Raw genomic sequence first — 26,546 nt, 5'->3', positions numbered from 1 at the left:
ACGCAGAGGGGCCGCGGCAGCCGCCGCGGCCCTGACAAGATTCTGACCCCACCGCAGGGCTGGCGACGCCGCCGGTCCCGCGCAGCATGACCAAGGACGCAACATGGGTAAGGCGACTGGCTTTCTCGAATTTCCGCGCCAGAACGAAGGCTACGAACCGGTAGTCAAGCGCGTGAAGCACTACAAGGAATTCGTGTTCGCGCTGTCCGACAGCGAAGCGAAGATCCAGGGTGCGCGCTGCATGGACTGCGGCATCCCGTTCTGCAACAACGGCTGCCCGGTCAACAACATCATTCCCGACTTCAACGACCTGGTGTACCGCCAGGACTGGAAGTCGGCGATCGAGGTGCTGCACCAGACCAACAACTTCCCCGAGTTCACCGGCCGCATCTGCCCCGCACCGTGCGAGGCCGCCTGCACGCTGGGCATCAATGAACTGCCGGTGGGCATCAAGTCGATCGAGCACGCCATCATCGACAAGGCCTGGGAAGAGGGCTGGGTCAGGCCGCAGCTGCCGCGCCACAAGACCGGCAAGACCGTGGCCGTGGTCGGCTCCGGTCCCGCCGGCATGGCTGCCGCGCAGCAGCTGGCACGCGCCGGCCATGACGTGACCGTGTTCGAGAAGAACGACCGCATCGGCGGCCTGCTGCGCTACGGCATCCCCGACTTCAAGATGGAGAAGACGCTGATCGACCGCCGCATCGAGCAAATGCAGGCCGAAGGCGTGACCTTCCGTCCGGGCGTGATGGTGACCGACGGCGAACTGCCGGCCGGCATCAAGAACTACGCCCGTGAAACCATCTCGGCCCAGGCCCTGATGGACCAGTTCGACGCCGTGGTGCTGGCGGGCGGCTCGGAAGTGCCGCGCGACCTGCCGGTGCCGGGCCGCGACCTGGCCGGCATCCACTTCGCGCTGGAATTCCTGATCCCGCAGAACAAGGAAGTGGCCGGCGACGGCGAAAACGAGATCCGCGCCGAAGGCAAGAACGTGATTGTGATCGGTGGCGGCGATACCGGCTCCGACTGCGTGGGTACGTCCAACCGCCATGGCGCCACCTCGGTGACGCAGTTTGAACTGCTGCCGCAGCCGCCGGAAGAAGAGGACAAGCCGCTGGTGTGGCCGTACTGGCCGATCAAGCTGCGCACCTCGTCGTCGCACGATGAAGGCTGCGAGCGCGACTGGTCGGTCGCCACCAAGGAATTCATCGGCGAGAACGGCAAGGTCACCGCACTGAAGGCCTGCCGCGTCGAATGGAAGGATGGCCGCATGCAGGAAGTCGAAGGCAGCGAGTTCATCCTGCCGGCCGACCTGGTGCTGCTGGCGATGGGCTTTACCAACCCGGTGGGTTCGATGCTGGAAGCGTTTGGCGTGGATACCGATGCGCGCAAGAACGCCAAGGCCTCGACCGAGGGCGAGCGTGCCTACCACACCAACGTGCCCAAGGTGTTCGCCGCTGGCGACGTGCGCCGTGGCCAGTCGCTGGTGGTGTGGGCGATCCGCGAAGGCCGCCAGGCCGCGCGTTCGGTCGATGCCTTCCTGATGGGTCACACCGAACTGCCGCGCTGATTCACCCCGGCAGGAACAAAAAGCCCGCCTGGCGCAAGCCGGCGGGCTTTTTGTCGTCCTCGCGCCGGCGCAGCGCTCAGTCGGCCAGCGTGCGCTCCATCAGCACCGCACTGGCGCCGTAGCTGGCCAGCTTGGGCGCATGGGCGGTGGCCGTGTGCGCCGCCACCGGGACGTATCCGAGCCTGCGCCACCACGGCGCCGCCGACTGCACCGCGATCAGCCGCGAACGCCGCAGCCCCGCCGCGCGCGCGGCCGCCTGTGCCGCGGCGTACAGGCGCGGCGCCAGGCCGGCGCCGCGTCCGGCGGGCGCCACCGCCATGTCGTGCACGAACCAGGTGAGGGCGTCCGGCGCGGCGCCATGGCGCCAGCCGTGGTCGAGCACGCCGTCCAGCGGCGGCAGGGTGGCTTCGGGCCAGGCGTGGGTAAAGAGATAGGCGGCAAGCGCGCCGGGATGTCCGGGATCGTCCGCGACCCAGCAGGTGGCGGGGGACAGCGCCAGCCGGCTTGCCAGCGCGGCCTGGCTCTCCAGCAGGACTTCGGTATAGCAGCTGGCTTGTACCGCCAGCACGGCCGGCAGGTCGGCTGTGACCATCGGCCGCACGGTGAAAATCGTCATCGGCCGATTATAGCCGGCGAGGTCCGTGCATCCTGGCCGCCATGGCGCGTTTGGCAAGGCCTGGCGGGGCCTTCAGGGTTCTCCCGGCTATGGTTTACGTGCCTGTGGTGCCCTGGGCAATGTCCTTACAATTTTCAAAAAACAACTAACGGAAACTGCCTCGCAAATCCTTTTTCCCCAGAACCAGCTTGCCGCCTCCTCAGGGGACCGGCCGGAGGAAATTGATGCCCGAAGTGCGCAATTTGTCGCGGCTTTGGCGAGGTAAAGCGAAGTTCGCGCCGCGCCCCCCAATGGGCGCAGTCCGGCGCTGGCTCCGGTCTTTCCTGTGCCTGTACGCCCTGGGGTGTGCCACGCTGGCGCTTGCGGTGCCAGCCATGCCGGCGCATGCGGGGACCCAGCAGCTCGCCCGCAGCATGTCGTTCCCCGACCGCCCGATGCGCCTGATCGTGCCATTCCCGGCCGGCGGCGTTGCCGATGCGGTGGCGCGCATGCTGGCCGAGCGCCTCTCCGTCCGGCTGGGCGTGCCGGTGGAGGTCGACAACCGGCCCGGCGCCGCCGGCACCATCGCCGGCGACGTGGTCGCCAAGGCCAGCTCCGATGGCCACACCCTGTTGTTGCACCAGGCCAATATGCTGATCCAGCCCGGACTGGAGCCGGTGCCGTACGACGTCGTGCGCGATTTCACGCCGGTTGCGCGCGTGGCCACCACGCCGCTGTTCCTGGTGATCGATGCCCGGCTGCCCATGCGCACGCCGGAGCAATGGATGACCGCGGTCAGGTCGAACCCGGGCTCCTACAGCTATGGCTACGGCCAGCCGGGCAGCCCCTCCCACCTGTACGCCGAGTACGCCGTGCGCGGCATCCGCAGCGGCGTGCCGCTGGTCACCGCCAAGGGTGAGGCCGCCGTGGTCCAGGAGATGCTGGCCGGCCGCGTCAGTGCCTGTTTCTGTTCGTTTGCCGCGGTCCAGGGCCAGGTCAGAAGCGGCGGGCTGCGCCTGCTCGGGGTGACGGGCGTGGCCCGCTCGCCGCTGGCGCCGCTGGTGCCGACGCTGCAGGAGTCGGGGCTGGAAGGCTATGCCGCGGCTGCCTGGTTTGGCGTGATGGCGCCGGCCAAGACCCCGCGCGCGATCGTCGCCAGGCTGGCGGTCGAACTCGACGCGGTCATGTCCGAGCGCGAGGTGCGTTCGCGTCTGCAGGCGGCGGGGGTCACGCCGCTGCGCGATTCGCCGGAGGCGTTTGCCACCGCGATCCGCTCGGAATCTATCCAATGGCAGGTGATCCTGAAGGACGTCTCGCCGATACAGGAGCCTTGAGCAGCAAAGGGATGGGCAGGTTTGGGGGGCTAGGGCAAGTCTGAGAGGCTTCCCCGACGGGGGCATGTGGCGCGGGGCACACGGGCGCCAGCAGGGCTAGGTAGTACACCTTATAATGCGCGACTGTCCTGACCGGTGCCAACGTGACCGATTCTGCTCAAAACCTCGTCGAACTGACTGCGGTGGACTTCGCCTATGCGGACCACGGCAAGCCGATCCTGTCCGGCCTGACCATGCAATTCCCGCGTGGCAAGGTGATTGCGGTGATGGGCGGCTCGGGTTGCGGCAAGACCACGGTGCTGCGGCTGATCGGCGGCCAGGTCCGTCCGCAGGCAGGCACGGTCAGCTTTGCCGGCACCGATATCCACACGCTGGATACCCGCGGCCTGTACGCGGTGCGCCGCCAGATGGGCATGCTGTTCCAGTTCGGCGCGCTGTTTACCGACCTGTCGGTGTTCGACAATGTGGCGTTCCCGCTGCGCGAGCACACCGACCTGCCCGACTCGATGATCCGCGACCTGGTGCTGATGAAGCTCAACGCGGTCGGCCTGCGCGGCGCGCGCGACCTGATGCCGGCGCAGATCTCGGGCGGCATGGCGCGGCGCGTGGCGCTGGCGCGCGCGATTGCGCTGGACCCGGCGCTGCTGATGTATGACGAGCCCTTTGCCGGGCTGGACCCGATCTCGCTCGGGCTGACCGCGCGCCTGATCCGCAGCCTGAACGACGCGCTGGGCGCCACCACGATCATCGTCTCGCACGACGTGCACGAGACCTTCCAGATCGCCGACTACGTCTATTTCATTGCCGACGGCCGCATCGTCGCGCAGGGCGAGCCCGAGGCGCTGCGCGCCTCCACCGACCCGTTCGTGCACCAGTTCGTCCATGCCGAGGCCGACGGCCCGGTGCCGTTCCACTACGCCGGACCTTCGCTGGCCGAGGATTTCGCCGGAGGTGTGCGGTGACGGACTTCTTTATCACCATCGGCGCGGCCGTGCGCCGCAGCGTGTCGGGGCTGGGCCGCGCCACGCGCATGTTCCTGACACTGCTGGGCCTGTCGCCGGCGCTGCTGCGCCGCTTCCGCCTGGTGACCGACCAGGTCTTCTTCGTCGGCAACCTGTCGCTGGTGATCATCGCGGTGTCGGGCCTGTTCGTGGGCTTCGTGCTTGGCCTGCAGGGCTACTACACGCTGAACCGCTACGGGTCCGAGCAGGCGCTGGGGCTGCTGGTGGCCTTGTCGCTGGTGCGCGAGCTGGGCCCGGTGGTGACCGCGCTGCTGTTCGCCGGCCGCGCCGGCACCTCGCTGACGGCCGAGATCGGCCTGATGAAGGCGGGCGAGCAGCTGACGGCCATGGAAATGATGGCGGTGAACCCGCTGCAGCGCGTGATCGCGCCGCGCTTCTGGGCAGGCGTGATCGCCATGCCGGTGCTGGCGGCGATCTTCAGCGCGGTCGGCATCCTGGGCGGCTACGTGGTGGGCGTGCAGTTGATCGGCGTCGACGCCGGCGCCTTCTGGTCCCAGATGCAGGGCGGCGTCGACGTGCGCGCCGACGTGCTCAATGGCGTGATCAAGAGCTTTATCTTTGGCATCGCCGTGACGTTTATTGCCCTGTACCAGGGCTTCGAGGCCAAGCCCACGCCGGAAGGCGTCTCGCGCGCGACCACCCGCACCGTGGTGATTGCGTCGCTGGCCGTGCTGGGGCTGGATTTCCTGCTGACCGCGCTGATGTTCAGCAACTGACGCGGGCCATACCAACGACAAGACAGCGACAAGAACACTACGGGGTTGAAGAAAGAGATTCCAATGAAAAAGAACGCACTCGATTTCTGGGTGGGGCTGTTTGTGGCGGCGGGGTTCGTCGCCGTGCTGTTCCTGGCCCTCAAGGCGGGGAACATGAGCGCCTTTTCCTTCCAGGACACCTACAGCGTGCAGGCGCGCTTTGACAACATCGGCGGGCTCAAGCCGCGCGCGCCGGTCAAGAGCGCGGGCGTGGTGGTCGGCCGCGTGGCGGCGATCCGCTTCGACGACAAGACCTACCAGGCCACCGTCGAGATGAGCCTGGAGAAGCGCTACCAGTTCCCCAAGGACACCTCGGCCAAGATCCTGACATCCGGATTGCTCGGCGAGCAGTACATCGGCCTCGAAGCCGGCGGCGACACCGCCATGCTGGCCGAAGGCGCGCGCATCACCATGACGCAGTCGGCCGTGGTGCTGGAAAACCTGATCGGCCAGTTCCTGTACAACAAGGCGGCGGATGCCGGCGGCGGTGCGCCGGCCGGTGCCAGCGCGCCGGCGCCGGCAGGGGACCTCAAATGAGCGCTGCGCCATCGTTCTGCAAGGGCCTGGCCGCAGTCGCTGCCGCGGCCGTGCTCGCCGGTTGCGCCACTGGCCCCACCGCCAATCCGAAAGACCCGCTGGAGCCGTTCAATCGCGAAGTCTCGAAGATCAACGAGGACTTCGACAAGGGCATCCTGCGCCCGGTGGCCCAGGTCTATGCCGACTACATGCCCACGCCGGTGCAGCGTGCGGTGGAGAATTTCTTCTCCAACGTGAGCGATGTCTACTCGGCGGCGAACAACCTGCTGCAGGGCAAGCCCACCCGCGCCGCCGAGGACACCATGCGCGTGGCCATGAACACCGTGCTGGGGATCGGCGGCCTGATCGACATCGCCACCCCGGCCGGCCTGCCCAAGTACAAGGAAGACTTCGGCCAGACGCTGGGCGTGTGGGGCGTGCCGCCCGGGCCGTACCTGGTGCTGCCGCTGTTCGGGCCCAGCACCGTGCGCGACACCGGCGGCATGCTGGTGGACCGCAGTTTCGACCCGTCGGCCTATCTCTATCCGGTATCGCTGCGCAATTCACTGACCGGCGTGCGCATCGTCGCCGGCCGGGCGCAGCTGCTCGGCGCCAGCAACCTGCTGGAGCAGGCGGCGCTGGACAAGTACTCGTTCCTGCGCGATTCCTACCTGCAGCGGCGCCAGTACCTGGTCTATGACGGCAACCCGCCCGACGGCGACGAGGATGCGGACAGCGCTCCGGAGACCCCGACGGCGCGCCCTGAAGCCCCTGCCGGGACCGAAGGTGAAAAGCCCGCCACGCCCGCTACGCCGGCGCAGCCCGCGGCACCGGCTCCTCCCGCGCCGCCGGCCGACGCCTCGGCCCCGGCCGCCACCCAGGCCCAGCCTGCGCAGACGCCCTCGGGCGACCTGCAGCCTGAGAGCCAGAGCCTGCCGATACCACCCATGGACCCGATGCAGCGGATCGTGCCGGGGGTCCGTATCCGCTGACCCTGCGAGGCGCGGGCGGCTCCAGGGCCCACGCCAGGCTGTGAGTGCCCTGTGAGGGCTGAAACAATTTGTTTGTAAGTAGCGGAAAAGGCGCTTGTGGGTGCAACCACCGCCCCCCGCTTATGTTCCAATCTCCGCAAGGCCGCGCGCCAGCCATGGCGCCTGGCCAGTTCGCCCTCGGCGAAGAACGTCTTTGATAAAGAAGGAAAATCCATGATAAAGCGACTGTTGGTCCCCTTCCTTACGGTAGTTGCCTTCGCAGGCACGGCGCATGCCCAGGTGGCGGCCCAGGACGCGGCCACCCCGGACGGGCTGGTCAAGGCCGTGGTCAGCGACGTGATGACCACCGTCAAGGCCGACAAGGACATGCAGGCCGGCAATATCGGCAAGATCACCGCGCTGGTCGAGCAGAAGATCATCCCCAACGCCAACTTCCAGAAGACCACGCAGATCGCCATGGGGCGCAACTGGTCCAAGGCCACGCCCGAGCAGCAGAAGCAGATCACCGAGGAGTTCAAGACCCTGCTGATCCGCACCTATGCCGGCGCCATTGCCCAGATCCGCGACCAGACCGTGCAGTACCGCCCGTACCGCGGCACGGCTGAGGATACCGATGCCACCATCCGCACCCAGGTCGTCAACAAGGGCGAGCCGATCCAGATGGACTACCGTCTGGAAAAGACCGCCCAGGGCTGGAAGGTCTATGACATCAACGTGCTGGGCGCCTGGCTGACCGAAGCCTACAAGGGCAGCTTCAACACCATCGTCGGCCAGCAGGGCGTCGAGGGCGTCATCAAGACGCTGCAGGACCGCAACCGCCAGCTGGCCAGCGCCAAGAGCTGAGGCGCCTGCCCAACGGTGCGCCGCTGCAATGCAGCACGGCGCACCGATCTGCTCTACAATGGCCGCTCGCGGCACAGACTCCCGCCTGACGTGCGGGAGTCGTCGTTTTTGCCACTGTATTCAAGCTACCGATCCCCAGGCCACGCATCCATGCTCTCGCTAGGTACCTCGCTGACCAACCAGAACGCCGCCGCCGTGCTGCGTGACGGGCTGGCGCGCCTGGCGCAGGGCGAGGTGCAGGTCGACTGCACCGGCCTGGCGCAGGTGGATTCCTCCGCGGTCGCCGTGCTGCTGGCATGGAACCGCGCCGCCGCCGCGCGCAACCAGGCGCTGTCGCTGCGCGGCGTGCCGCCGCAGCTGTCGCAACTGGCCAGCCTGTACGGCGTGGACGGTCTGCTGGGCCTGGCCCCCGCAGCCGCAGCGCAGGGGCACCACCACCGACATTGATCCGGCATCGCCGGTCGCCAGCACGGCGGCCGCCCGCGATGCCGCGGCGACGGCCCTGCGCGGTCGCCGAGCCCCTGGGGGCGGATCAAGCGGGACCATCCCCGCATCCCCTATAATTCCGGGTTGTTCGCCCATCCCCCCGCCTGCTACCGGTTCATGCCATGCCGGGCCAGGAAGTCCGGGCACGCAGTTGCTCCCCAATTCCCGGCGGCTGGCCCTGAAAATGCCGAACCCGCCACAAACAATCGGCCATGAAAGCCATTGAAATCCACGACGTTCGCAAGCGCTACCGCAACCTGCAGGCGCTCAAGGGCGTCAGCTTCACCGTCGAACGCGGCGAATTCTTCGGCCTGCTCGGGCCCAACGGCGCCGGCAAGACCACGCTGATCTCGATCCTCGCCGGCCTGAACCGCGCCGATTCCGGCCGCGTCAGTGTGCTTGGCCACGATGTCGTTGCCGACTACCGGATGGCCCGGCGTATGCTGGGCGTGGTGCCGCAGGAACTGGTGTTCGATCCGTTCTTCACGGTGCGCGAGACGCTGCGGCTGCAGTCGGGCTACTTTGGCCTGACCCGCAACGACGACTGGATCGACGAGATCATGGCCAACCTGGACCTGACCGGGAAAGCCGACGCCAATATGCGCCAGCTCTCGGGCGGCATGAAGCGGCGCGTGCTGGTGGCGCAGGCGCTGGTGCACCGCCCGCCGGTGATCGTGCTGGACGAGCCCACCGCCGGTGTGGATGTGGAACTGCGCCAGACGCTGTGGAAATTCATCTCGCGCCTGAACCGGGAAGGGCACACCATCATCCTGACCACCCACTACCTGGAAGAGGCCGAGGCCCTGTGCGACCGCATCGCCATGCTCAAGTTCGGCGAGGTGGTGACGCTGGACCGCACCAGCAACCTGCTGACGCAGTTTGCCGGCCTGCAGCTGGTGCTGACCTTTGCGCGCGGCGTCCTGCCGCCGGCGCTGGAGCCGTTGCGCATGCCGGCCAACCCCGGCGAGCGCGCGGTACGCCTGCGGTTGTCGGGCTACCAGGCGGTTGAACCGATCCTGGCCGCCTGCCGCGAAGCGGGCTGTGACATCGAAAACATGGAAATCAACAAGGCCGACCTCGAGGACGTATTTGTGCAGATCATGCGCCGCGAGGGGCATATGCCCGGTGCGCTGCCCGATCCGGCGATGGAGGCCGTGGCATGAAGCAGCCTGGCGATATCGAGGTCCTGGACGACACCGGCCTCGGGCCGATGGCCGTGGGCGGCCTGGTGGGTTTCCGCACCCTGCTGTACAAGGAAGTGCTGCGTTTCTGGAAGGTGAGCTTCCAGACCGTGGCCGCTCCGGTGCTGACCGCGGTGCTGTACCTGCTGATCTTCGGCCATGTGCTGGAAGACCGGGTCAAGGTCTATGACCAGATCAGCTACACCGCCTTCCTGGTGCCCGGCCTGGTGATGATGAGCGTGCTGCAGAACGCGTTTGCCAACAGCTCGTCATCGCTGATCCAGTCCAAGATCACCGGCAACCTGGTGTTCGTGCTGCTGCCGCCCTTGTCGCACTGGGAAATGTTCGGCGCTTATGTGGTGGCCTCGGTGATCCGCGGGCTGACCGTGGGCCTGGGCGTGCTGCTGGTGACGGCGTGGTTTGCCAACCTGCATTTTGCCAATGTGGGCTGGATCCTCGTCTTTGCGCTGCTTGGTGCGGGCATCCTAGGCACGCTGGGCCTGATCGCCGGCATCTGGGCCGAGAAATTCGACCAGCTGGCCGCGTTCCAGAACTTCCTGATCATGCCGGCAACTTTCCTGTCCGGCGTGTTCTATTCGATCCATTCGCTGCCCGCCTTCTGGCAGGCGGTGTCCCACGCCAATCCGTTCTTCTACATGATCGACGGCTTCCGCTATGGCTTCTTCGGCGTCTCGGACGTGTCGCCGCTGTTCAGCCTGGCGGTGGTCGGATCGGCGTTCGTGGTGCTGGCCGCGCTGGCGCTGCGCTTGCTGAAGTCCGGATACAAGCTGCGCCACTGAACTGTGGCCGGCCATACTGAATCACGCTGAAGAGAACCCCATGCTGCCTACACCGGAACAAGTCAGGGATTACATTGCCCAAGGACTGCCCTGCGAACATCTGCAAGTCGAGGGCGATGGCCAGCACTTCTTTGCCACCATCGTCAGCGCCGAATTTGAAGGCAAGCGGCTGATCCAGCGCCACCAGCGCGTCTATGCCGCGCTGGGCGACCGCATGCGTGCCGAGATCCACGCGCTGTCGATGAAGACGCTGACGCCTGCCGAGTGGCAGGCGGGCGAAGGCAAGTAAGCCCCGCCAACATGCGCCGCGCCACCCGCGCGGCCCCAGAACCATGACGCCGGGCGCGTGCCCGGCTCCAGACGACAGAACATGGACAAATTCCAGATCCACGGCAATGGCCCGCTGAAGGGCGAAATCCGCGTGTCGGGCGCGAAGAACGCAGCCCTGCCGATCCTGTGCGCGGGCCTGCTGACGGCGGATACCGTTTCGCTGGACAACGTGCCTAACCTGCAGGACGTGCGCACCACCCTCAAGCTGCTGCGCCAGATGGGCATGCAGGCCGAGCTGGATGGCGCCCGCGTGACCCTGAACGGCGCCGACGTCAACGTGCTCGAGGCCCCGTACGAGCTGGTCAAGACCATGCGCGCCTCGATCCTGGTGCTGGGCCCGCTGGTGGCGCGCTTCGGCGAGGCCCGCGTGTCGCTGCCCGGCGGCTGCGGCATCGGCGCGCGCCCGGTCGACCAGCACATCAAGGGCCTGCAGGCGATGGGCGCCGAGATCACCATCGAACACGGCTTTATCCATGCGCGGGCCAAGCGCCTGAAGGGCGCGCGCGTGGTCACCGACATGATCACCGTGACCGGCACCGAGAACCTGCTGATGGCCGCCACGCTGGCCGAAGGCGAGACCGTGCTGGAAAACGCCGCGCGCGAGCCCGAGGTGACCGACCTGGCCCAACTGCTGGTCAAGATGGGCGCGAAGATCGAAGGCATCGGCACCGACCGCCTGGTAGTGCAGGGCGTGGAGCGCCTGCATGGCGCCAGCCACAGCGTGATCGCCGACCGCATCGAGGCCGGTACCTTCCTGTGCGCCGCCGCCGCGACGCTGGGCGACCTGGTGCTGCGCGGCGTGCAGCCGGACATCCTCGACACCGTGCTCGACAAGCTGCGCGAAGCCGGCGCAAAACTCGAGACCGGCGCCGACTGGATCCGTCTGGCCATGCCGCAACGCGCCAAGGCCGTGAGTTTCCGCACCTCGGAATACCCGGCCTTCCCGACCGATATGCAGGCGCAGTTCATGGCGCTCAATGCCGTGGCCGAAGGCACCGCGCGCGTGACTGAGACCATCTTCGAAAACCGCTTCATGCACGTGCAGGAACTGAACCGCCTGGGCGCGGACATCACGGTCGAAGGCAATACCGCGGTGGTCAACGGCGTGCCGCGCCTGTCGGGCGCCAACGTGATGGCGACCGACCTGCGCGCCTCGGCCAGCCTGGTGATCGCCGGCCTGATGGCCGATGGCGAGACCGTGATCGACCGCATCTACCACCTGGACCGCGGCTACGACCGCATGGAAGACAAGCTGTCGGCAGTGGGCGCGAAGATCCGCCGCATTGCCTGAGGAAGTCCGATGAGCCCCACTTTCAACGCATCGCCCAACCAGCTGACGCTGGCGCTGTCCAAGGGCCGCATCTTCACCGAGACGCTGCCGCTCCTGGAAGCCGCCGGCATCCGCGTCACCGAGGACCCCGAGACCTCGCGCAAGCTGATCCTGCCGACCTCCGATCCGGCCGTGCGCGTGGTGATCGTGCGCGCCTCGGATGTGCCGACCTACGTCCAGTATGGCGCCGCCGATTTCGGCGTGGCCGGCAAGGACGTGCTGATGGAAAGCGGCATGGCCGGCCTGTATGCGCCGATCGACCTGAACATCGCGCGCTGCCGCATGTCGGTGGCGGTGCCGGCCGGGTTTGACTACGCCAACGCGGTGCGCCAGGGCGCGCGCCTGGCCGTGGCCACCAAGTATGTGCAGACCGCGCGCGAGCATTTTGCGAAAAAGGGCGTTCACGTCGACCTGATCAAGCTGTACGGTTCGATGGAGCTGGGCCCGCTGGTGGGCCTGTCCGACGCCATCGTCGACCTGGTCAGCACTGGCAGCACGCTGCGCGCCAACAACCTGGTTGAAGTCGAAGAGATCGTGCAGATCTCGTCGCGGCTGGTGGTGAACCAGGCCGCGCTCAAACTCAAGCGCGAGCGGCTTGCGCCGATTCTCGACGCATTCGAACGGGCTTCGGCGGCGCTGGCGTAAGGCCACACCAGGCCCGCGCCGACTGAGAGGAAAGTAGTCATGAACGCAACCGAAATGGAAAACCTGCCGATCCGCCGGCTCGATTCCAGCAAGCCTGGCTTTGCCGAGGCGCTGCGCCAGGTGCTGGCCTTCGAGGCTGGCGAGGACGAGGCCATCGATCGCGCCGCCGCGCAGATCCTGGCTGATGTGAAGGCGCGCGGGGATGCCGCGGTGCTGGAATACACCCGGCGCTTCGACCGCGTGGAAGCGTCGTCGATGGGCGCGCTGGAGGTATCGCAGCAGCAGCTCGAAGCCGCGCTCGAAGACCTCGAACCCAAGCGCCGCGCCGCGCTGGAGGCCGCCGCCGCGCGCGTGCGCGCCTACCACGAGAAGCAGAAGATCGAATGCGGCAGCCACAGCTGGGAATACACCGAGGCCGACGGTACCATGCTGGGCCAGAAGGTGACGCCGCTGGACCGCGTCGGCATCTACGTGCCGGGCGGCAAGGCCGCGTATCCGTCGTCGGTGCTGATGAACGCGATCCCGGCGCGCGTGGCGGGCGTGAAGGAAATCATCATGGTCGTGCCCACGCCGGGCGGCGTGCGCAATGAGCTGGTGCTGGCCGCCGCGCAGATCGCCGGCGTCGACCGCGTGTTCACCATCGGCGGCGCCCAGGCGATTGGCGCGCTGGCCTACGGCACGGCGACGCTGCCGCAGGTCGACAAGATCGTCGGCCCGGGCAATGCCTATGTGGCCGCGGCCAAGCGGCGCGTGTTCGGCACCGTCGGCATCGACATGATTGCCGGCCCGTCCGAGATCCTGGTGATCTGCGACGGCACCACCGACCCCGACTGGGTGGCGATGGACCTGTTCTCGCAGGCCGAGCACGACGAACTGGCGCAGTCGATCCTGCTGTGCCCGGACGCCGGCTATATCGCCCGTGTCGAAGCCAGCATCCAGCGCCAGCTTGGCACCATGCCGCGGCGCGAGGTGATTGCCGCCTCGATCTCCGGCCGTGGCGCGCTGATCAAGGTGCGCGACATGGAAGAGGCCTGCGAGATCGCCAACGCGATCGCGCCCGAGCACCTGGAGATCTCGGCCGAGAACCCGCGCCAGTGGAGCGAAAAGATCCGCCACGCCGGCGCCATCTTCCTGGGCCCCTATACCAGCGAGTCGCTCGGCGATTACTGCGCGGGCCCGAACCACGTGCTGCCGACCTCGCGCACCGCGCGCTTCTCTTCGCCGCTGGGCGTCTATGACTTCCAGAAGCGTTCGAGCCTGATCGAAGTGAGCGAGGGCGGGGCGCAGATGCTCGGCCAGATCGCCGCCGAGCTGGCCTATGGCGAAGGCCTGCAGGCCCACGCCCGCAGCGCGGAATATCGTTTCACCAAACGCAGTTGATCTACTGACCCACGCTGCCTGATAAGGCAGCCAACTTAGGAGTTCCCATGCCAGCCGTAGAGCCCTCCCTGATCGAACGCATCATCCGTGACGACGTACGCGCCATGGGCGCCTACCACGTGCCGGATTCGCACGGTCTGGTCAAGCTCGACGCAATGGAGAACCCGTACCGGCTGCCTCCCGCTCTGCGCCGCGAACTGGCCGAGCGCCTGGGCGAGGTTGCGCTGAACCGCTACCCGGTGCCCAGCAGCGAAGCGCTGCGCGCCAAGCTGAAGACCGTGATGCAGGTGCCGGCCGGCATGGACGTGCTGCTCGGCAATGGCTCGGACGAGATCATCAGCATGCTGGCGCTGGCCGCGGCCAGGCCCGGCGCCAAGGTAATGGCGCCGGTGCCGGGCTTCGTCATGTACGCAATGTCGGCGCAGTTCGCCGGCCTGCAATTCGTCGGCGTGCCGCTGCGCGCGGACTTCACGCTCGACCGCGCCGCCATGCTGGCGGCGATGGCCGAGCACCAGCCCGCCATCATCTACCTGGCGTACCCGAACAACCCCACCGGCAACCTGTTCGATGCCGCCGACATGGAGGCCATCGTCCGCGCCGCCCAGGGCGAGGTCTGCAACAGCCTGGTGGTGGTGGACGAGGCCTACCAGCCGTTCGCGCAGCACAGCTGGATGCCGCGCCTGACGGAATTCGGCAACCTTTTGGTGATGCGCACCGTATCCAAGCTGGGCCTGGCCGGCATCCGCCTGGGCTACCTGGCCGGCGCGCCCGAATGGCTGTCGCAGCTGGACAAGGTGCGCCCGCCGTACAACGTCAACGTGCTGACCGAAGCCGCCGCGCTGTTCGCGCTGGAGCACGTGTCGGTGCTGGACGAACAGGCCGCCCAACTGCGCGACGAACGCGCCCGTGTGGCCGAAGGCATGGCCGCGAATGCGGGCGTGACGGTGTTCCCCAGCGCCGCCAATTTCCTGCTCGCGCGCGTGCCGGATGCCGCACAGACGTTCGACCGGCTGCTGGCCCGCAAGGTATTGATCAAGAACGTGAGTAAAATGCACCCGTTGCTGGCCAATTGTCTGCGCGTCACGGTCAGCACCCCCGAAGAAAACGCGCAGTTCCTTGAGGCATTCGCAGCGTCGCTGCAGGATTAACACCATGCGTGTTGCAGAGGTCACCCGCAATACTTCGGAAACGCAAATTCGCGTTTCCCTGAATCTCGACGGCAGCGGCCGCCAGAAACTGGCGTCCGGCGTGCCGTTCCTTGACCACATGCTGGACCAGATCGCCCGGCACGGCATGTTCGACCTGGAGGTCGAAGCCACCGGCGACACGCATATCGACGACCACCACACGGTGGAAGACGTGGGCATCACGCTCGGCCAGGCGGTTGCCAGGGCCATCGGCGACAAGAAAGGCATCACCCGCTACGGCCACAGCTATGTGCCGCTGGACGAATGCCTGTCGCGCGTGGTGATCGATTTCTCCGGCCGTCCCGGCCTGGAATTCCACGTGCCGTTCACGCGTGCGCGCGTGGGCAGCTTCGACGTGGACCTGACCATCGAGTTCTTCCGCGGCTTCGTCAACCATGCGGGCGTGACCCTGCATATCGACAACCTGCGCGGCATCAATGCCCACCATCAGTGCGAAACCGTGTTCAAGGCCTTTGGCCGGGCATTGCGCATGGCGGTGGAGCTGGACCCGCGCGCGGCGAACACGATCCCGTCGACCAAGGGTACGCTCTGACCTTTCCACCACGGTAGGCGTGCCGGCTGGTTGCGGCGCCCGCTGACCTTCCAAGCCTGAACCTGGCCAGCGATGCTGGCGACCCGCAACCGATGGATACGCTCAAGTCGTTTATTTCGCTGCTGGCGCTGATCAACCCGATCGGGGCGATCCCGTTCTTCATCAGCCTGACCAGCCTGCAGACGGAAGCGGAAAAGCTGCGTACCATCAAGATCGCATCGGTTTCGGTGGCGATCGTGGTGGCGGTGTCGGCCTTGCTGGGGCAGCAGATCATCGAGTTCTTCAATATCTCGGTGGCGTCGCTGCAGGTGGGTGGCGGGCTCATCATGATCATGATGGCCATGAACATGCTGAACGCGCAGACCAGCCGCACCAAGGCCACGCCGGAAGAAGAGGACGAGGCCGAGGTAAAGTCCAGCATCGCGGTGGTGCCGCTGGCGCTGCCGCTGCTGACCGGGCCGGGCTCGATCAGCACGGTGATCGTCTATGCCGGCAAGACCCAGCACTGGTACCAGTTGCTGATCCTGGTCGGCCTGGGCGTGGTGATCGGTGCGGTGGTGTACCTGGTGTTCCGCGCGGCCGACCCGATCGCCCGGGTCATCGGCCGCACCGGCATCAATATCGGCACGCGCCTGATGGGGCTGATCCTGTCGGCGCTGGCCGTGGAATTCATTGTGGACGGGCTGAAGACATTGTTGCCTGTTTTGAAATCATGACTACCATAGCAATTGTGGATTACGGCATGGGCAACCTGCGCTCGGTGGCGCAGGCGCTGCGTGCCGCGGCGCCGGAAGCGGACGTGCGCGTGGTGGATGCCCCCGAAGGCATCCGCTCGGCGGACCGCGTGGTGCTGCCCGGCCAGGGCGCGATGCCCGACTGTATGTCGGCGCTGGGCGCGTCCGGGCTGCAGGAGGCGGTGGTGCAGGCCGCCGCCAGCAAGCCGATGCTGGGTGTGTGCGTGGGCGAGCAGATGCTGTTCGAGTTCAGCACCGAAAGCCGGGCCGGCGCGGACCGTACGCCGGCGCTGGGCCTGATGCCCGGCCAGGTGGTGCGCTTTGCGCTGGACGGCATGACGCAGCCCGACGGCTCGCGCTACAAGGTGCCGCAGATGGGTTGGAACCGGGTGCGCCAGGCCAGGCCTCACCCGCTGTGGGACGGTATCCCGGACGACAGCTGGTTCTATTTCGTCCACAGTTACTATGTGCAGGCGCAGGACCCGGCCCATGTTGCTGGTGAAACGGAATACGGAGTCGTATTTACCAGCGCGGTAGCGCGCGATAATATTTTCGCGACGCAGTTCCACCCCGAGAAGAGCGCGGCCCTGGGCCTGCAGCTGTACCGGAACTTCGTCCACTGGAAGCCCTGACCCGATTCGTTTTTTTACCGATCATCGACCGCTAACTCGACCGTCACCCGACCTGTTTCCGATCGACTATCGACCCGACCTGACCGGCAGCGCCGGTCTCGCTCAATCTCTATCACTCAACCACGCTCGTCACGCATATGTTGCTCATTCCGGCCATCGACCTGAAGGACGGTCAGTGTGTACGCCTCAAACAAGGCGACATGGACCAGGCCACCGTCTTTTCCGAAGATCCCGCCGCCATGGCACGCCACTGGGTGGAGCAGGGCGCCCGCCGCCTGCACCTGGTGGACCTGAATGGCGCGTTCGTGGGCAAGCCCCGCAACGAGGAGGCCATCAAGGCCATCATCGCCGAGGTCGGCGACGAGATCCCGGTGCAGCTGGGGGGCGGCATCCGCGACCTGAACACCATCGAACGCTGGCTGGATGACGGGCTGTCGTACGTCATCATCGGCACCGCCGCGGTGAAAAACCCCGGTTTCCTGAAGGATGCCTGCTCGGCCTTCGGCGGCCATATCATCGTCGGCCTGGATGCCAGGGACGGCAAGGTAGCGACCGACGGCTGGAGCAAGCTGACCGGCCACGAGGTGGCGGACCTGGCACGCAAGTATGAAGACTACGGCGTCGAGGCCATCATCTACACCGATATCGGCCGCGACGGCATGCTGCAGGGGATCAATATCGATGCCACCGTCAAGCTGGCGCAATCGATGTCGATCCCGGTGATCGCCAGCGGCGGGCTGTCCAACCTGGCCGACATCGACAATCTCTGCGCGGTCGAGGGCGAAGGTGTCGAAGGCGTCATTTGCGGCCGCGCGATCTACTCCGGGGATCTCAACTTTGCCGCCGCGCAGGCACTGGCGGACAAGCTGCGCGACGGGCAATAAGGCAACGCGCCGCGGGCGCAGCCGCCGCCAGACTGGAGCTGGCGGCGGACAAGGAATCTCATGCTAGCCAAACGTATCATCCCCTGCCTGGACGTGACCAACGGGCGGGTGGTCAAGGGCGTCAACTTTGTCGAGCTGCGCGACGCGGGCGATCCCGTGGAAATCGCGCGCCGCTACGATGAGCAGGGCGCCGATGAAATCACATTCCTGGACATCACCGCGACCAGCGACGGGCGTGACCTGATGCTGCACATCATCGAGGATGTGGCTTCGCAGGTCTTTATTCCGCTGACGGTGGGTGGCGGCGTGCGCACGGTCGAAGACGTGCGGCGCCTGCTCAATGCCGGCGCGGACAAGATCAGCGTCAATTCGTCGGCCATCGCCAATCCGCAGCTGGTGTCGGATGCGACTGCCAAGTACGGCTCGCAATGCATCGTGGTGGCGATCGACGCCAAGCGCAGTTCCGCCCCGGGCGAAGCGCCGCGCTGGGAAGTCTTCACCCACGGCGGGCGCAAGGCCACCGGGCTGGATGCGGTCGAATGGGCGCGCGAGATGGCCGCGCGCGGCGCCGGCGAGATCCTGCTGACCAGCATGGACCGCGACGGCACCAAGAGCGGTTTCGACCTGGAACTGACCCGCGCCGTCAGCGACGCGGTGCCGGTGCCGGTAATCGCCTCGGGCGGCGTCGGCGGCCTGCAGGACCTGGCCGATGGCATCACCCGGGGCCGCGCCGACGCGGTGCTGGCCGCCAGCATCTTCCACTACGGGCAACACACCGTGGGCGAAGCCAAGGCATTCATGGCCCGCGAGGGCATTCCCGTGCGGATCTGATCATGGCAAAGAAGTGGCTCAACAAGGTCAAATGGGACGATAACGGCCTGGTGCCGGTGATCGTGCAGGAAGTCGGCTCGAACGACGTGCTGATGTTCGCGTTCATGAACCGCGACGCGCTGCAGCGCACCGTGGAGCTGGGCGAGGCCGTGTTCTGGTCGCGCTCGCGCAAGCGCCTGTGGCACAAGGGCGAAGAGTCCGGCCATGTGCAGAAGGTGCACGAGATCCGCCTGGACTGCGATGAAGACGTGGTGCTGCTCAAGGTGACCCAGATCGACAATATCGCCTGCCATACCGGGCGCCATTCCTGCTTCTTCCAGAAGTTCGAGGGCGATGTGGAAGCCGGCGACTGGCAGACAGTCGAGCCGGTGCTGAAGGACCCTGCCCAGATCTACACCAAGCCATGAGCGACAACCAACTCAGCAGCAATGATGTCCTGGCGCGCCTGGCCGAAGTGCTGGAATCGCGCAAGCCCGCCAACGGCGGCGACCCTGACAAATCCTATGTGGCGCGCCTGTTCAGCAAGGGCGACGACGCCATCCTGAAGAAGATCGGCGAGGAAGCCACCGAGACCGTGATGGCCGCCAAGGACGCGCGCGCCGCCGGGCAGACTGGCGCCGAGGCCGGCAAGGTGGTTTATGAAGTGGCCGACCTGTGGTTCCACAGCATGGTATTGCTGGCCAACTTCGGCCTGACGCCGGCGGATGTGGTCAACGAGCTCGCGCGGCGCGAGGGGCTGTCCGGCCTCGAGGAAAAGGCCCGGCGCAAGGACTAGCTGGCGCAGGCGCCGGCCGGTCTTCCGCCTGCCCGCAAGGCAGGCTTCTAACCAAGGGCAATGATGGCGAACGACTACACCGGGCAAGTCACCACCCCCAGCGGCGAGCAGTTGAGCAGCCTGCGCAAGCTGCTGCACATCCTGTATGCCCTGTATGCGATCTTCTGGCTGACCGGCGGCATCACCGCGCTGATCGCCATCGTGATCGACTACGTCAAGCGCGACGACGCGCGCGGCTCGCTGTATGCCTCGCACTTCGCCTGGCAGATCCGCTCGTTCTGGTGGTCGGTGGTGTGGGGCGTGCTGGGCGGGGTGTTGTTCGCGACAGTCGTGCTGATGCCGCTGGCCTTTGCCGTCTGGGGCGTGCTGTCGCTGTGGATGCTGTATCGTATCGTCAAGGGCTGGCTGTACCTGAATGACAGCAAGCCGATGTACCCGGATCAGCAGTTCTGATCCCGGGCGCGTGAAGCTGACACCGGGTGCCGCGGCCGTCGCAATGAAATCTTCATGAACGCTCAGGATAATTGCATCTTCTGCAAGATCGTGGCCGGCCAGCTACCGTCGCGCAAGGTCTACGAAGACGACGATATGGTGGCCTTCCACGATATCCATCCCAAGGCACCGGTACACTTGCTGGTCGTTCCCAGGTCGCATGTCGACTCGCTGGCCGATTGCGGCGCCGGCGAAGGGGAGCTGCTTGCTAGAATGATGCTGAAGGTGCCTGAACTGGCGCGGGCGGCAGGCTGTGCCAACGGATTCCGGACGGTGATCAACACCGGCCCGGACGGCGGCCAGGAGGTCTACCACCTGCATCTCCATGTGCTGGGCGGGCCGCGCCACCAGTGGAAGGGACCGCTGCCCTGACCGGCAGCTTTTGGCATGGGAGTGTCCGCGGCGGCAACGCCTCGGGCAGAAGCTGCGTCGGCAACCGTCGCCCGGCGCGGCCATAACGGGACGGAACAACGGGTCCGGGCATATCTGATTGCGCCCGCGGCTTCATCAGGAGCAAGAAATGGGTTCGTTTAGCATTTGGCACTGGCTGATCGTGCTGGTGATCGTCATGCTCGTGTTCGGCACCAAGAAACTGCGCAATATCGGCCAGGACCTGGGCGGCGCGGTCAAGGGCTTCAAGGACGGCATGAAGGACGGCGAGGGCAAGGCTGCCGCCGATCCCGCCCAGTCCAAGGAACTGCGCGACTCCACCACCATCGACGTCGAAGCCAAGGAAAAGACCCGCCAGCAGTAATCCGGCGGTGTGCCATCCCTTCTACGCAAACCTCGCTGCCTGCGTGTCGTCCCGCGCCTGCGCTTTTCCGCATGTTGTCCGCATGATGTGTCCGCATGATTGATCTCGGCATTTCCAAGCTGGCGCTGATCGGCGCCGTGGCACTGATCGTGATCGGTCCCGAACGGCTGCCCAAGGTTGCGCGCACTGTGGGCGCGCTGGTCGGCCGGGCGCAGCGCTACATCAACGACGTCAAGGCCGAAGTCAGCCGCGAGGTTGAACTGGAAGAACTGCGCAAGATGCGCACGGAATTCGAGGACGCCGCGCGCGATGTCGAGCGCACCATCCATAAGGAAGTCAACGAGCAGACCCAGGCGCTGAACGAAGCCCTGGGCGGTGCCGAGGGAACCAGCGGCGGCGGTAGCGCCGACGCCGGCGGCGGCTTCGTGCCAAGCTGGGATGCGGCCCACAAGGCGCACAACGGGCGCAAGAGCTGGCGCGTCAAGCAGGGCGCCCGCCCGCTCTGGTTCAAGCGCCAGCACAATGTCCGCGTCTGGGTGCAGTCGGGCGCGGCGCGCGTCAAGCGCCACCGGCCGGTCACCCGGCCATCCCGATCCTTCTTCGAGTGAGCATGCGCCGCGGCATCACCTTGCCGGCCGTCGTTCCGGCCGCTGCCGTCGTGGCTGCAGTCCTGGTTGCATTCGCGCGCCGCCGCGTTGCGGCCCCATCGATCCACCTTGCCAGCCCCCGCGGCTGAGCGGTTCACGCCATGAGCGACACCCGGTCCCCAGATCCCCAAGACCCGCAAGACGAGTCGCAGCAGGAAACCTTTATTTCCCACCTGGTCGAACTGCGCCAACGCCTGGTCAAGGCGGTGGCCGGCATCATCCTGGTCTTCGTCAGCCTGGTCTACTGGGCCCCGGTGATTTTCAACCTGTTTGCCGCGCCGCTGATGGAGTCGCTGCCCAAGGGCGGCAAGATGATCGTGACCGATGTCACCGGCTCGTTCTTCGTGCCGATGAAAGTCACCTTGCTGGTGGCCTTCCTGATCGCGCTGCCGTGGGTGCTGTACCAGGTCTGGCAGTTTGTCGCGCCCGGCCTGTACCAGCATGAGAAACGCCTGATCCTGCCGCTGGTATCGAGCAGCTATTTCCTGTTCCTGTGCGGCGTGGCGTTCGCGTATTTCCTGGTGTTCCCCACGGTGTTCCATTTCATGGCGCACTACAACGCCCCGCTGGGGGCGGAGATGTCGACTGACATCGACAAATACCTCAGCTTTGCCATGACCACTTTCCTGGCCTTCGGCATCACCTTCGAGGTGCCGGTGGTGGTGATCGTGCTGGTGCGCTTTGGCGTGGTGGAGCTGGAAAAGCTCAAGCAGATCCGCCCCTATGTGATCGTGGGGGCCTTCATCATCGCTGCCATCGTGACCCCTCCCGATGTGCTGTCGCAGCTGCTGCTGGCCGTGCCGCTGGTGGCGCTTTATGAACTCGGACTGCTACTGGCGCGCTTTGTCGGCCGTCCGTCACCTGAAGCGACTGCTTCAGGGGAAACGCAGCCCGACTAATTCGGCTGAGGTAGGTCTTTCGTATCTGCTAATCCCCGTTTTTGCACCAAAACGGGGATTTTCCCTCCCATTCCTGTTGCTCCCCCACAACAAAAACCGCCAGTAAGCATGGTTTACGCCGAAAAAGCCTTCTGACGGCCGGGGGGGCTGGCACATAATACGCAGCAGACGTGAATGTAAATGCGTCGCCCAAGTACTTGGGCAACCAAGATTTCCCAATCAGTTGACAAGGAAAGTGTCGATATGAAGATGAAACTGTTTGCTGCTGCCGTCGCCGCTCTGGCCGCTGGTGGCGCCTATGCCCAATCGAGCGTAACCCTGTACGGCGTGGCTGACGTCGGCCTCGAGTACGTCAACAACGCTAACGCCGCTGGCGACGACCTGTTCCGCATGTCGTCGGGTAACCAGTCCGGTTCGCGCTGGGGCCTGCGTGGCGTGGAAGATCTGGGCGGCGGCCTGAAGGGCGTGTTCGTGCTGGAAAGCGGTTTCGACCTGGACACGGGCAGCAATGCCACGAGCCAAGGTGGTCGTCTGTTCGGCCGTCAAGCCTACGTCGGTCTGCAAAGCCAGTTCGGCTCGCTGCTGCTGGGCCGTCAACAAACGTCGTTCTATGACTTCGGTCTGCAGTTCGACCCGATGGCCATTTCGTCGCGTTACGGCATCCTGTCGCAAGACAGCGCCTTCGCTTCGCGCGCTGACAACACCGTCAAGTACATCGGCAAGTTCGGTGGCCTGACCGCTTCGGCCTTCTACAGCTTCAACAACAACGGCCAGGAAGTCGCCGGCGCATTCCGCCGCGGCCAACAGTACGGCGCGCTGGTGAGCTACGCAGCTGGCCCGTTCGCGGTTGGTGCTGCTTATGACGAAATCCACGGCTCGACCACCGGTACGCCTCCCGTCGATGCAAGCGGCCAGCGTACTCGCCGTGCTACCGTTGGCGCCAACTACGCCTTCGGTCCGGCCAAGGTCTACGCCGGCTATCGCTGGGCCAAGGCCTTCGACGGCGCTGCTCTGACGGGCGGCACGACGGTTGACAATGGTGTCCTGACCACGTCGACGGCTTCGAACCTGTACTGGCTGGGTCTGGGTTACCAACTGACCCCGGCGTTCTCGCTGTCGGGCGCTGCGTACTACCAAGACTTCCGCAAGAGCGAAGCCGATCCGTGGCAGTTCGTGATCACGGCCGACTACGCGCTGTCGAAGCGTACCGACGTGTACACCTCGCTGTCGTACACCCTGAACGACAAGGGCTCGGCCCTGGGCGTGAACGGTTTCAACACCGCCACCACCACCAACGTTCAGGCGAACAAGGATCAGTTCGGTGCTGTGGTTGGTCTGCGCCACAAGTTCTAATCTGACGCGGGTGTAAGCCCGCTTAGGATTGGCTTGAACCAAGAGGCCGGCATCCCAAGGATGCCGGCCTCTTGTCTTTTGTGGCACCAAATGCTGGTACAGGCTGTTGCGCTGTTATCGTGCTGTGCCAGCCATGCCGCGCCTGGATGGCCGGCCAGAGGGCGGGTGGCGTGGGTGCAGCGCGGTGTGCCGGCGTTCTGCTTCGCGGCGATGTGGATCAGGCGCGGCGTTGCTCATGTCGATCGTGACCCGGTATGCACGTCGATCACGCCCCCCGGGCGTGAGTTTGCGCCTGCCAGTGACGGCCCCTGGTTCCACCGCCGCGATCCGGCAGCGCGGCGCGGCATTCCGTGACCGTTGCCTCGATGCCAAGGGCAGCAGCTGCGTCAGGCATAAAAAAACCCCGCCATCCAAGGCGGGGTTCCGTCTTCAGGGCCGTGTCGTCGTGCCCAGCCTCACTCTTCCTCTTCAAACGGCAGCGCGCGGCGCGGCGGCGGAGGCCGTTTGCCGATCGTCACCGTCAGGTCCGTTGCCTTGCCGCGGCGGATCACGGTCATCTTGATGTCCACTCCCGGCTTGAGCTGGGCAATCGCATTGAGCAGCGCGGTCGTGTCTGTGATCGACAAGCCATCCACCTTGGTCAGCACATCGCCGGGCTTCACGCCCGCCTTGTCGGCCGGCCCACCCTGGACCACCGCGGCGATCAGTGCGCCTTCCTTGGCATCGAGGCCGAACGATTCGGCGATCTCGGGCGTCATGTCCTGCGGCTCGACCCCGATCCAGCCGCGCGTCACGCTGCCGGTGGAGATGATCGATTCCATCACCTGCTTGGCCGTTGACACCGGAATCGCAAAGCCGATCCCCAGCGAGCCGCCCGAACGCGAGTAGATCGCCGTATTGATGCCCAGCAGGTTGCCCTGCGCATCCACCAGCGCGCCGCCCGAGTTGCCCGGGTTGATGGCCGCGTCGGTCTGGATGAAGTTCTCGAAGGTGTTGATGCCAAGGTGGCTGCGACCCAGCGCCGAGACAATGCCCATCGTCACCGTCTGGCCGACGCCGAACGGGTTGCCGATGGCCAGCACCACGTCACCGACCTTTACGTTCTCGAGCCGGCCCAGCGTGATCGCGGGCAGGTCCTTGAGCGTCACTTTCAGCACGGCCAGGTCGGTTTCCGGGTCGGAGCCCACCACCTTGGCGTTGGCCTTGCGGCCGTCGGTCAGCGCGATCTCGATTTCATCGGCGCCGTCGACCACGTGGTGGTTGGTTAGAATGTAACCCTCGGCGCTGACAATGACGCCGGACCCCAAGCTGGAGACCGGCTCCTGCCGCTCAGGCAGGCGGTCGCCAAAGAAGAAGCGGAACCACGGATCCTCGGCCTGCGGGTTGGGCGAGCGCTTGTTGCCGTTCTTGCTGGTAAAGATATTGACCACGGCCGGCATGGCCATCTGGGCGGCTTCGCTGTAAGACCCTTCGGCGGCAGGACCGGACACGTTGGGCACGACTTCCTTGAGCGCCACGATGGGCGAACCGGACTGGACCGCGACGCGCCCCCTCTGCAGCCAATCAGGCTTGAGCGTTGCCACGACGAACCAGACCGCCAGCACGACGGTGACAGCCTGGGCAAAGAACAGCCAAAAGCGCCGCAACATATTGGAGTTTTGAGCAGAAAATGAAAACAAAAGAGCTTGAATTGTACTTGAATGACCTGTTGGAAGTTTCCCGCTACAAGGACTATTGTCCCAACGGGCTGCAAGTGCAAGGTCGCTCGGAGATCACACACATCGTGACGGGAGTGACTGCAAGCCTGGCATTGGTCGATGCCGCAATCGAAGCGGGGGCCGACGCCATCCTCGTCCATCACGGCTACTTCTGGAAAAACGAAGATGCACGCGTGGTCGGGCAGAAGCACGCTCGTCTGAAGCGCCTGCTTGGCGCGGACGTCAACCTGTTCGCCTTCCACCTGCCCCTGGACAACCACCCGGAGTTCGGCAACAACGCCCAGCTCGGGCTGCAGCTCGGCTTTACCCCGACCGGCCGCTTCAGCGACGACCAGCTCGGCTGGACCGGCACGCTGCCCGCGCCGATGCCGCTCTCCGCGCTGGCCGCGCACGTTGGTGGCGTACTGGGGCGCGAGCCGCTGGCCATCGGTGAGCCGGACCAGATGATCCGCACCGTCGGCTGGTGCACGGGCGGGGCGCAAGGCTATTTCGATGCCGCGGTGGCCGCGGGTGTCGATGCCTACCTGAGCGGCGAAGTCTCGGAGCAGACCACGCACCTGGCGCGTGAAAGCGGCGTGGCTTACCTTGCCGCCGGCCATCACGCCACCGAGCGCTACGGCATCCGCTCGCTCGGCGAGCATGTGGCCGAACGCTTTGGCCTGCTCCATACGTTTATCGATATTCCTAATCCCGTCTGATCTGACGCAAAACAAAACGGCCCCATCGGGGCCGTTTTATCTTCTGGGGTCGGCGCGCATATGGCGCACCAGTCAGCGGGTCTTCAGGCTGTCGCGGATTTCACGCAGCAGCACGACTTCCTCGGGCGGTGCGGCGGGCGCTGCTTCCGGTTCCGCGGCGCGCATCCTGTTAAAGGCACGCACCATCAGGAAGATGATGAAGGCCAGGATCAGGAAGTTGACAACGATGGTCAGGAAATTGCCGTAGGCGAACACGGGCACGCCGGCCTTCTTCAAGGCATCGAGCGTAGTGGGAGTTCCGGGTGGGGGATCCGCCAGCACGATGAACATGCTGGAGAAGTCCAGCTTGCCGATCACGCGGCCTACCAACGGCATGATCAGGTCGTTGACCACTGAATCCACGATCTTGCCGAAAGCCGCGCCGATGATCACACCGACCGCGAGGTCGATGACGTTGCCGCGTACGGCAAAGGTTCTGAATTCCGAGATCATGCCCATGGGGGGTTCTCCTTCTTGTCGCTAGCGATGAACGGTTTCAAGCTCGAAGCCTGCCGCATCACTCACCGGAAAGCAAGCACCGAAGCCGCTTTCCGGGTTGCACGTCCGATAATCG

32 protein-coding genes are annotated in these 26,546 nt (G+C 65.8%); 29 read left to right on the top strand and 3 right to left on the bottom strand.

From position 1 onward, the window contains the following. Positions 1–103 precede the first annotated feature (103 nt). Positions 104–1,567: a glutamate synthase subunit beta gene (locus C265_RS07570; RefSeq protein ID WP_010812346.1), complete on the top strand. Its 1,464-nt coding sequence runs from the start codon at positions 104–106 to the stop codon at positions 1,565–1,567. A 76-nt stretch (positions 1,568–1,643) separates the two neighbouring features. Here C265_RS07570 and C265_RS07565 read toward each other — a convergent pair whose 3' ends face one another. Continuing rightward, the gene (locus C265_RS07565) at positions 1,644–2,183 is read right to left on the bottom strand and encodes a GNAT family N-acetyltransferase (protein WP_010812345.1); all 540 of its coding nucleotides are present in this window, start codon (positions 2,181–2,183) and stop codon (positions 1,644–1,646) included. Between the two features lie 224 nt (positions 2,184–2,407). Between C265_RS07565 and C265_RS07560 the strand changes: the two genes are divergently transcribed. From C265_RS07560 to C265_RS07430, 27 genes are all read left to right on the top strand, one after another. Next, on the top strand, positions 2,408–3,496 hold the full coding sequence (locus C265_RS07560; protein WP_037023841.1) for a tripartite tricarboxylate transporter substrate binding protein: 1,089 nt from the start codon (positions 2,408–2,410) through the stop codon (positions 3,494–3,496). 143 nt (positions 3,497–3,639) lie between these two features. Next, on the top strand, positions 3,640–4,458 hold the full coding sequence (locus C265_RS07555; protein WP_010812343.1) for an ABC transporter ATP-binding protein: 819 nt from the start codon (positions 3,640–3,642) through the stop codon (positions 4,456–4,458). Beyond that, positions 4,455–5,234, top strand: a complete 780-nt coding sequence (gene mlaE / locus C265_RS07550) for a lipid asymmetry maintenance ABC transporter permease subunit MlaE (RefSeq protein WP_010812342.1) — start codon at positions 4,455–4,457, stop codon at positions 5,232–5,234. Before C265_RS07555 ends, mlaE begins: the two co-directional genes overlap by 4 nt. A gap of 63 nt (positions 5,235–5,297) precedes the next feature. Further along, positions 5,298–5,810: an outer membrane lipid asymmetry maintenance protein MlaD gene (mlaD, locus tag C265_RS07545; protein WP_010812341.1), complete on the top strand. Its 513-nt coding sequence runs from the start codon at positions 5,298–5,300 to the stop codon at positions 5,808–5,810. Next, positions 5,807–6,781, top strand: a complete 975-nt coding sequence (locus C265_RS07540) for a VacJ family lipoprotein (RefSeq protein ID WP_010812340.1) — start codon at positions 5,807–5,809, stop codon at positions 6,779–6,781. The genes mlaD and C265_RS07540 overlap by 4 nt, the downstream gene beginning before the upstream one ends. 213 nt (positions 6,782–6,994) lie before the next feature. Further along, a complete protein-coding gene (locus C265_RS07535) occupies positions 6,995–7,624 on the top strand; it encodes a phospholipid-binding protein MlaC (protein WP_010812339.1) in 630 nt (209 codons plus the stop codon). Positions 7,625–7,774: 150 nt separating this feature from the next. Beyond that, positions 7,775–8,071, top strand: a complete 297-nt coding sequence (locus tag C265_RS07530) for a lipid asymmetry maintenance protein MlaB (protein WP_010812338.1) — start codon at positions 7,775–7,777, stop codon at positions 8,069–8,071. Positions 8,072–8,322: 251 nt separating this feature from the next. After that, positions 8,323–9,273, top strand: a complete 951-nt coding sequence (locus tag C265_RS07525) for an ABC transporter ATP-binding protein (protein ID WP_010812337.1) — start codon at positions 8,323–8,325, stop codon at positions 9,271–9,273. Continuing rightward, the gene (locus tag C265_RS07520; RefSeq protein ID WP_010812336.1) at positions 9,270–10,091 is read left to right on the top strand and encodes an ABC transporter permease; all 822 of its coding nucleotides are present in this window, start codon (positions 9,270–9,272) and stop codon (positions 10,089–10,091) included. The genes C265_RS07525 and C265_RS07520 overlap by 4 nt, the downstream gene beginning before the upstream one ends. Before the next feature lie 40 nt (positions 10,092–10,131). Further along, entirely contained in the window at positions 10,132–10,380 is a 249-nt protein-coding gene (locus C265_RS07515) for a BolA family protein (RefSeq protein WP_010812335.1), read from the top strand. Positions 10,381–10,461: 81 nt separating this feature from the next. Next, positions 10,462–11,712, top strand: coding sequence for a UDP-N-acetylglucosamine 1-carboxyvinyltransferase (gene murA / locus C265_RS07510; RefSeq protein WP_010812334.1), 1,251 nt, complete (start codon positions 10,462–10,464; stop codon positions 11,710–11,712). 9 nt (positions 11,713–11,721) lie between these two features. After that, entirely contained in the window at positions 11,722–12,396 is a 675-nt protein-coding gene (hisG, locus tag C265_RS07505) for an ATP phosphoribosyltransferase (RefSeq protein WP_010812333.1), read from the top strand. A gap of 39 nt (positions 12,397–12,435) precedes the next feature. Next, positions 12,436–13,776, top strand: coding sequence for a histidinol dehydrogenase (hisD, locus tag C265_RS07500; protein ID WP_010812332.1), 1,341 nt, complete (start codon positions 12,436–12,438; stop codon positions 13,774–13,776). A gap of 47 nt (positions 13,777–13,823) precedes the next feature. Beyond that, on the top strand, positions 13,824–14,924 hold the full coding sequence (gene hisC / locus C265_RS07495) for a histidinol-phosphate transaminase (RefSeq protein ID WP_010812331.1): 1,101 nt from the start codon (positions 13,824–13,826) through the stop codon (positions 14,922–14,924). A 4-nt stretch (positions 14,925–14,928) separates the two neighbouring features. Continuing rightward, entirely contained in the window at positions 14,929–15,516 is a 588-nt protein-coding gene (hisB, locus tag C265_RS07490; protein WP_010812330.1) for an imidazoleglycerol-phosphate dehydratase HisB, read from the top strand. 92 nt (positions 15,517–15,608) lie between these two features. Beyond that, positions 15,609–16,232 carry a YchE family NAAT transporter gene (locus C265_RS07485; protein ID WP_010812329.1) on the top strand — a complete coding sequence of 208 codons (624 nt, stop codon included), beginning with the start codon at positions 15,609–15,611 and terminating at the stop codon, positions 16,230–16,232. Next, entirely contained in the window at positions 16,229–16,882 is a 654-nt protein-coding gene (gene hisH / locus C265_RS07480) for an imidazole glycerol phosphate synthase subunit HisH (protein ID WP_010812328.1), read from the top strand. Before C265_RS07485 ends, hisH begins: the two co-directional genes overlap by 4 nt. Before the next feature lie 137 nt (positions 16,883–17,019). Then, positions 17,020–17,766, top strand: coding sequence for a 1-(5-phosphoribosyl)-5-[(5-phosphoribosylamino)methylideneamino]imidazole-4-carboxamide isomerase (hisA, locus tag C265_RS07475; RefSeq protein ID WP_010812327.1), 747 nt, complete (start codon positions 17,020–17,022; stop codon positions 17,764–17,766). Positions 17,767–17,826: 60 nt separating this feature from the next. Beyond that, on the top strand, positions 17,827–18,597 hold the full coding sequence (gene hisF / locus C265_RS07470; protein WP_010812326.1) for an imidazole glycerol phosphate synthase subunit HisF: 771 nt from the start codon (positions 17,827–17,829) through the stop codon (positions 18,595–18,597). A 2-nt stretch (positions 18,598–18,599) separates the two neighbouring features. Beyond that, complete coding sequence (gene hisI / locus C265_RS07465; RefSeq protein ID WP_010812325.1) at positions 18,600–19,004, top strand: phosphoribosyl-AMP cyclohydrolase; 405 nt, start codon at positions 18,600–18,602, stop codon at positions 19,002–19,004. Beyond that, positions 19,001–19,372, top strand: a complete 372-nt coding sequence (locus C265_RS07460; protein WP_010812324.1) for a phosphoribosyl-ATP diphosphatase — start codon at positions 19,001–19,003, stop codon at positions 19,370–19,372. The genes hisI and C265_RS07460 overlap by 4 nt, the downstream gene beginning before the upstream one ends. Before the next feature lie 60 nt (positions 19,373–19,432). After that, entirely contained in the window at positions 19,433–19,825 is a 393-nt protein-coding gene (locus C265_RS07455; protein ID WP_010812323.1) for a membrane protein, read from the top strand. A 54-nt stretch (positions 19,826–19,879) separates the two neighbouring features. Next, on the top strand, positions 19,880–20,236 hold the full coding sequence (locus C265_RS07450) for a histidine triad nucleotide-binding protein (RefSeq protein ID WP_010812322.1): 357 nt from the start codon (positions 19,880–19,882) through the stop codon (positions 20,234–20,236). Positions 20,237–20,384: 148 nt separating this feature from the next. Beyond that, positions 20,385–20,618: a Sec-independent protein translocase subunit TatA gene (gene tatA, locus C265_RS07445; protein WP_010812321.1), complete on the top strand. Its 234-nt coding sequence runs from the start codon at positions 20,385–20,387 to the stop codon at positions 20,616–20,618. Between the two features lie 95 nt (positions 20,619–20,713). Then, positions 20,714–21,226: a Sec-independent protein translocase protein TatB gene (gene tatB / locus C265_RS07440; protein WP_010812320.1), complete on the top strand. Its 513-nt coding sequence runs from the start codon at positions 20,714–20,716 to the stop codon at positions 21,224–21,226. A 140-nt stretch (positions 21,227–21,366) separates the two neighbouring features. Further along, positions 21,367–22,164, top strand: a complete 798-nt coding sequence (gene tatC / locus C265_RS07435; protein ID WP_010812319.1) for a twin-arginine translocase subunit TatC — start codon at positions 21,367–21,369, stop codon at positions 22,162–22,164. Between the two features lie 243 nt (positions 22,165–22,407). Next, complete coding sequence (locus C265_RS07430) at positions 22,408–23,517, top strand: porin (RefSeq protein ID WP_010812318.1); 1,110 nt, start codon at positions 22,408–22,410, stop codon at positions 23,515–23,517. 455 nt (positions 23,518–23,972) lie between these two features. On the opposite strand, the gene C265_RS07425 is transcribed toward C265_RS07430, so the two are convergent. Then, positions 23,973–25,166 carry a Do family serine endopeptidase gene (locus C265_RS07425; protein WP_010812317.1) on the bottom strand — a complete coding sequence of 398 codons (1,194 nt, stop codon included), beginning with the start codon at positions 25,164–25,166 and terminating at the stop codon, positions 23,973–23,975. Positions 25,167–25,186: 20 nt separating this feature from the next. Here C265_RS07425 and C265_RS07420 point away from each other — a divergent pair, with 20 nt between their 5' ends. Next, on the top strand, positions 25,187–25,933 hold the full coding sequence (locus tag C265_RS07420) for a Nif3-like dinuclear metal center hexameric protein (RefSeq protein ID WP_010812316.1): 747 nt from the start codon (positions 25,187–25,189) through the stop codon (positions 25,931–25,933). A 72-nt stretch (positions 25,934–26,005) separates the two neighbouring features. On the opposite strand, the gene mscL is transcribed toward C265_RS07420, so the two are convergent. Continuing rightward, complete coding sequence (gene mscL, locus C265_RS07415; protein ID WP_010812315.1) at positions 26,006–26,431, bottom strand: large conductance mechanosensitive channel protein MscL; 426 nt, start codon at positions 26,429–26,431, stop codon at positions 26,006–26,008. Positions 26,432–26,546: the final 115 nt, after the last annotated feature.

Origin of the sequence: Cupriavidus sp. GA3-3 (assembly GCF_000389805.1) — a bacterium.
Classification (GTDB): Bacteria; Pseudomonadota; Gammaproteobacteria; order Burkholderiales; family Burkholderiaceae; genus Cupriavidus; species Cupriavidus necator_D.
Note: the sequence above shows the minus strand (reverse complement) of the source record. Positions and strands in the feature narration are given on the sequence as shown.

Coding starts and splice junctions, on each gene's coding strand:
- C265_RS07570 (WP_010812346.1), top strand. CDS start 104: ATGGGTAAGGCGACTGGCTTTCTCGAATTTCCGCGCCAGAACGAAGGC.
- C265_RS07565 (WP_010812345.1), bottom strand. CDS start 2,183: ATGACGATTTTCACCGTGCGGCCGATGGTCACAGCCGACCTGCCGGCC.
- C265_RS07560 (WP_037023841.1), top strand. CDS start 2,408: ATGCCCGAAGTGCGCAATTTGTCGCGGCTTTGGCGAGGTAAAGCGAAG.
- mlaD (WP_010812341.1), top strand. CDS start 5,298: ATGAAAAAGAACGCACTCGATTTCTGGGTGGGGCTGTTTGTGGCGGCG.
- C265_RS07540 (WP_010812340.1), top strand. CDS start 5,807: ATGAGCGCTGCGCCATCGTTCTGCAAGGGCCTGGCCGCAGTCGCTGCC.
- C265_RS07535 (WP_010812339.1), top strand. CDS start 6,995: ATGATAAAGCGACTGTTGGTCCCCTTCCTTACGGTAGTTGCCTTCGCA.
- C265_RS07530 (WP_010812338.1), top strand. CDS start 7,775: ATGCTCTCGCTAGGTACCTCGCTGACCAACCAGAACGCCGCCGCCGTG.
- C265_RS07525 (WP_010812337.1), top strand. CDS start 8,323: ATGAAAGCCATTGAAATCCACGACGTTCGCAAGCGCTACCGCAACCTG.
- C265_RS07520 (WP_010812336.1), top strand. CDS start 9,270: ATGAAGCAGCCTGGCGATATCGAGGTCCTGGACGACACCGGCCTCGGG.
- C265_RS07515 (WP_010812335.1), top strand. CDS start 10,132: ATGCTGCCTACACCGGAACAAGTCAGGGATTACATTGCCCAAGGACTG.
- murA (WP_010812334.1), top strand. CDS start 10,462: ATGGACAAATTCCAGATCCACGGCAATGGCCCGCTGAAGGGCGAAATC.
- hisG (WP_010812333.1), top strand. CDS start 11,722: ATGAGCCCCACTTTCAACGCATCGCCCAACCAGCTGACGCTGGCGCTG.
- hisD (WP_010812332.1), top strand. CDS start 12,436: ATGAACGCAACCGAAATGGAAAACCTGCCGATCCGCCGGCTCGATTCC.
- hisC (WP_010812331.1), top strand. CDS start 13,824: ATGCCAGCCGTAGAGCCCTCCCTGATCGAACGCATCATCCGTGACGAC.
- hisB (WP_010812330.1), top strand. CDS start 14,929: ATGCGTGTTGCAGAGGTCACCCGCAATACTTCGGAAACGCAAATTCGC.
- C265_RS07485 (WP_010812329.1), top strand. CDS start 15,609: ATGGATACGCTCAAGTCGTTTATTTCGCTGCTGGCGCTGATCAACCCG.
- hisH (WP_010812328.1), top strand. CDS start 16,229: ATGACTACCATAGCAATTGTGGATTACGGCATGGGCAACCTGCGCTCG.
- hisA (WP_010812327.1), top strand. CDS start 17,020: ATGTTGCTCATTCCGGCCATCGACCTGAAGGACGGTCAGTGTGTACGC.
- hisF (WP_010812326.1), top strand. CDS start 17,827: ATGCTAGCCAAACGTATCATCCCCTGCCTGGACGTGACCAACGGGCGG.
- hisI (WP_010812325.1), top strand. CDS start 18,600: ATGGCAAAGAAGTGGCTCAACAAGGTCAAATGGGACGATAACGGCCTG.
- C265_RS07460 (WP_010812324.1), top strand. CDS start 19,001: ATGAGCGACAACCAACTCAGCAGCAATGATGTCCTGGCGCGCCTGGCC.
- C265_RS07455 (WP_010812323.1), top strand. CDS start 19,433: ATGATGGCGAACGACTACACCGGGCAAGTCACCACCCCCAGCGGCGAG.
- C265_RS07450 (WP_010812322.1), top strand. CDS start 19,880: ATGAACGCTCAGGATAATTGCATCTTCTGCAAGATCGTGGCCGGCCAG.
- tatA (WP_010812321.1), top strand. CDS start 20,385: ATGGGTTCGTTTAGCATTTGGCACTGGCTGATCGTGCTGGTGATCGTC.
- tatB (WP_010812320.1), top strand. CDS start 20,714: ATGATTGATCTCGGCATTTCCAAGCTGGCGCTGATCGGCGCCGTGGCA.
- tatC (WP_010812319.1), top strand. CDS start 21,367: ATGAGCGACACCCGGTCCCCAGATCCCCAAGACCCGCAAGACGAGTCG.
- C265_RS07430 (WP_010812318.1), top strand. CDS start 22,408: ATGAAGATGAAACTGTTTGCTGCTGCCGTCGCCGCTCTGGCCGCTGGT.
- C265_RS07425 (WP_010812317.1), bottom strand. CDS start 25,166: ATGTTGCGGCGCTTTTGGCTGTTCTTTGCCCAGGCTGTCACCGTCGTG.
- C265_RS07420 (WP_010812316.1), top strand. CDS start 25,187: ATGAAAACAAAAGAGCTTGAATTGTACTTGAATGACCTGTTGGAAGTT.
- mscL (WP_010812315.1), bottom strand. CDS start 26,431: ATGGGCATGATCTCGGAATTCAGAACCTTTGCCGTACGCGGCAACGTC.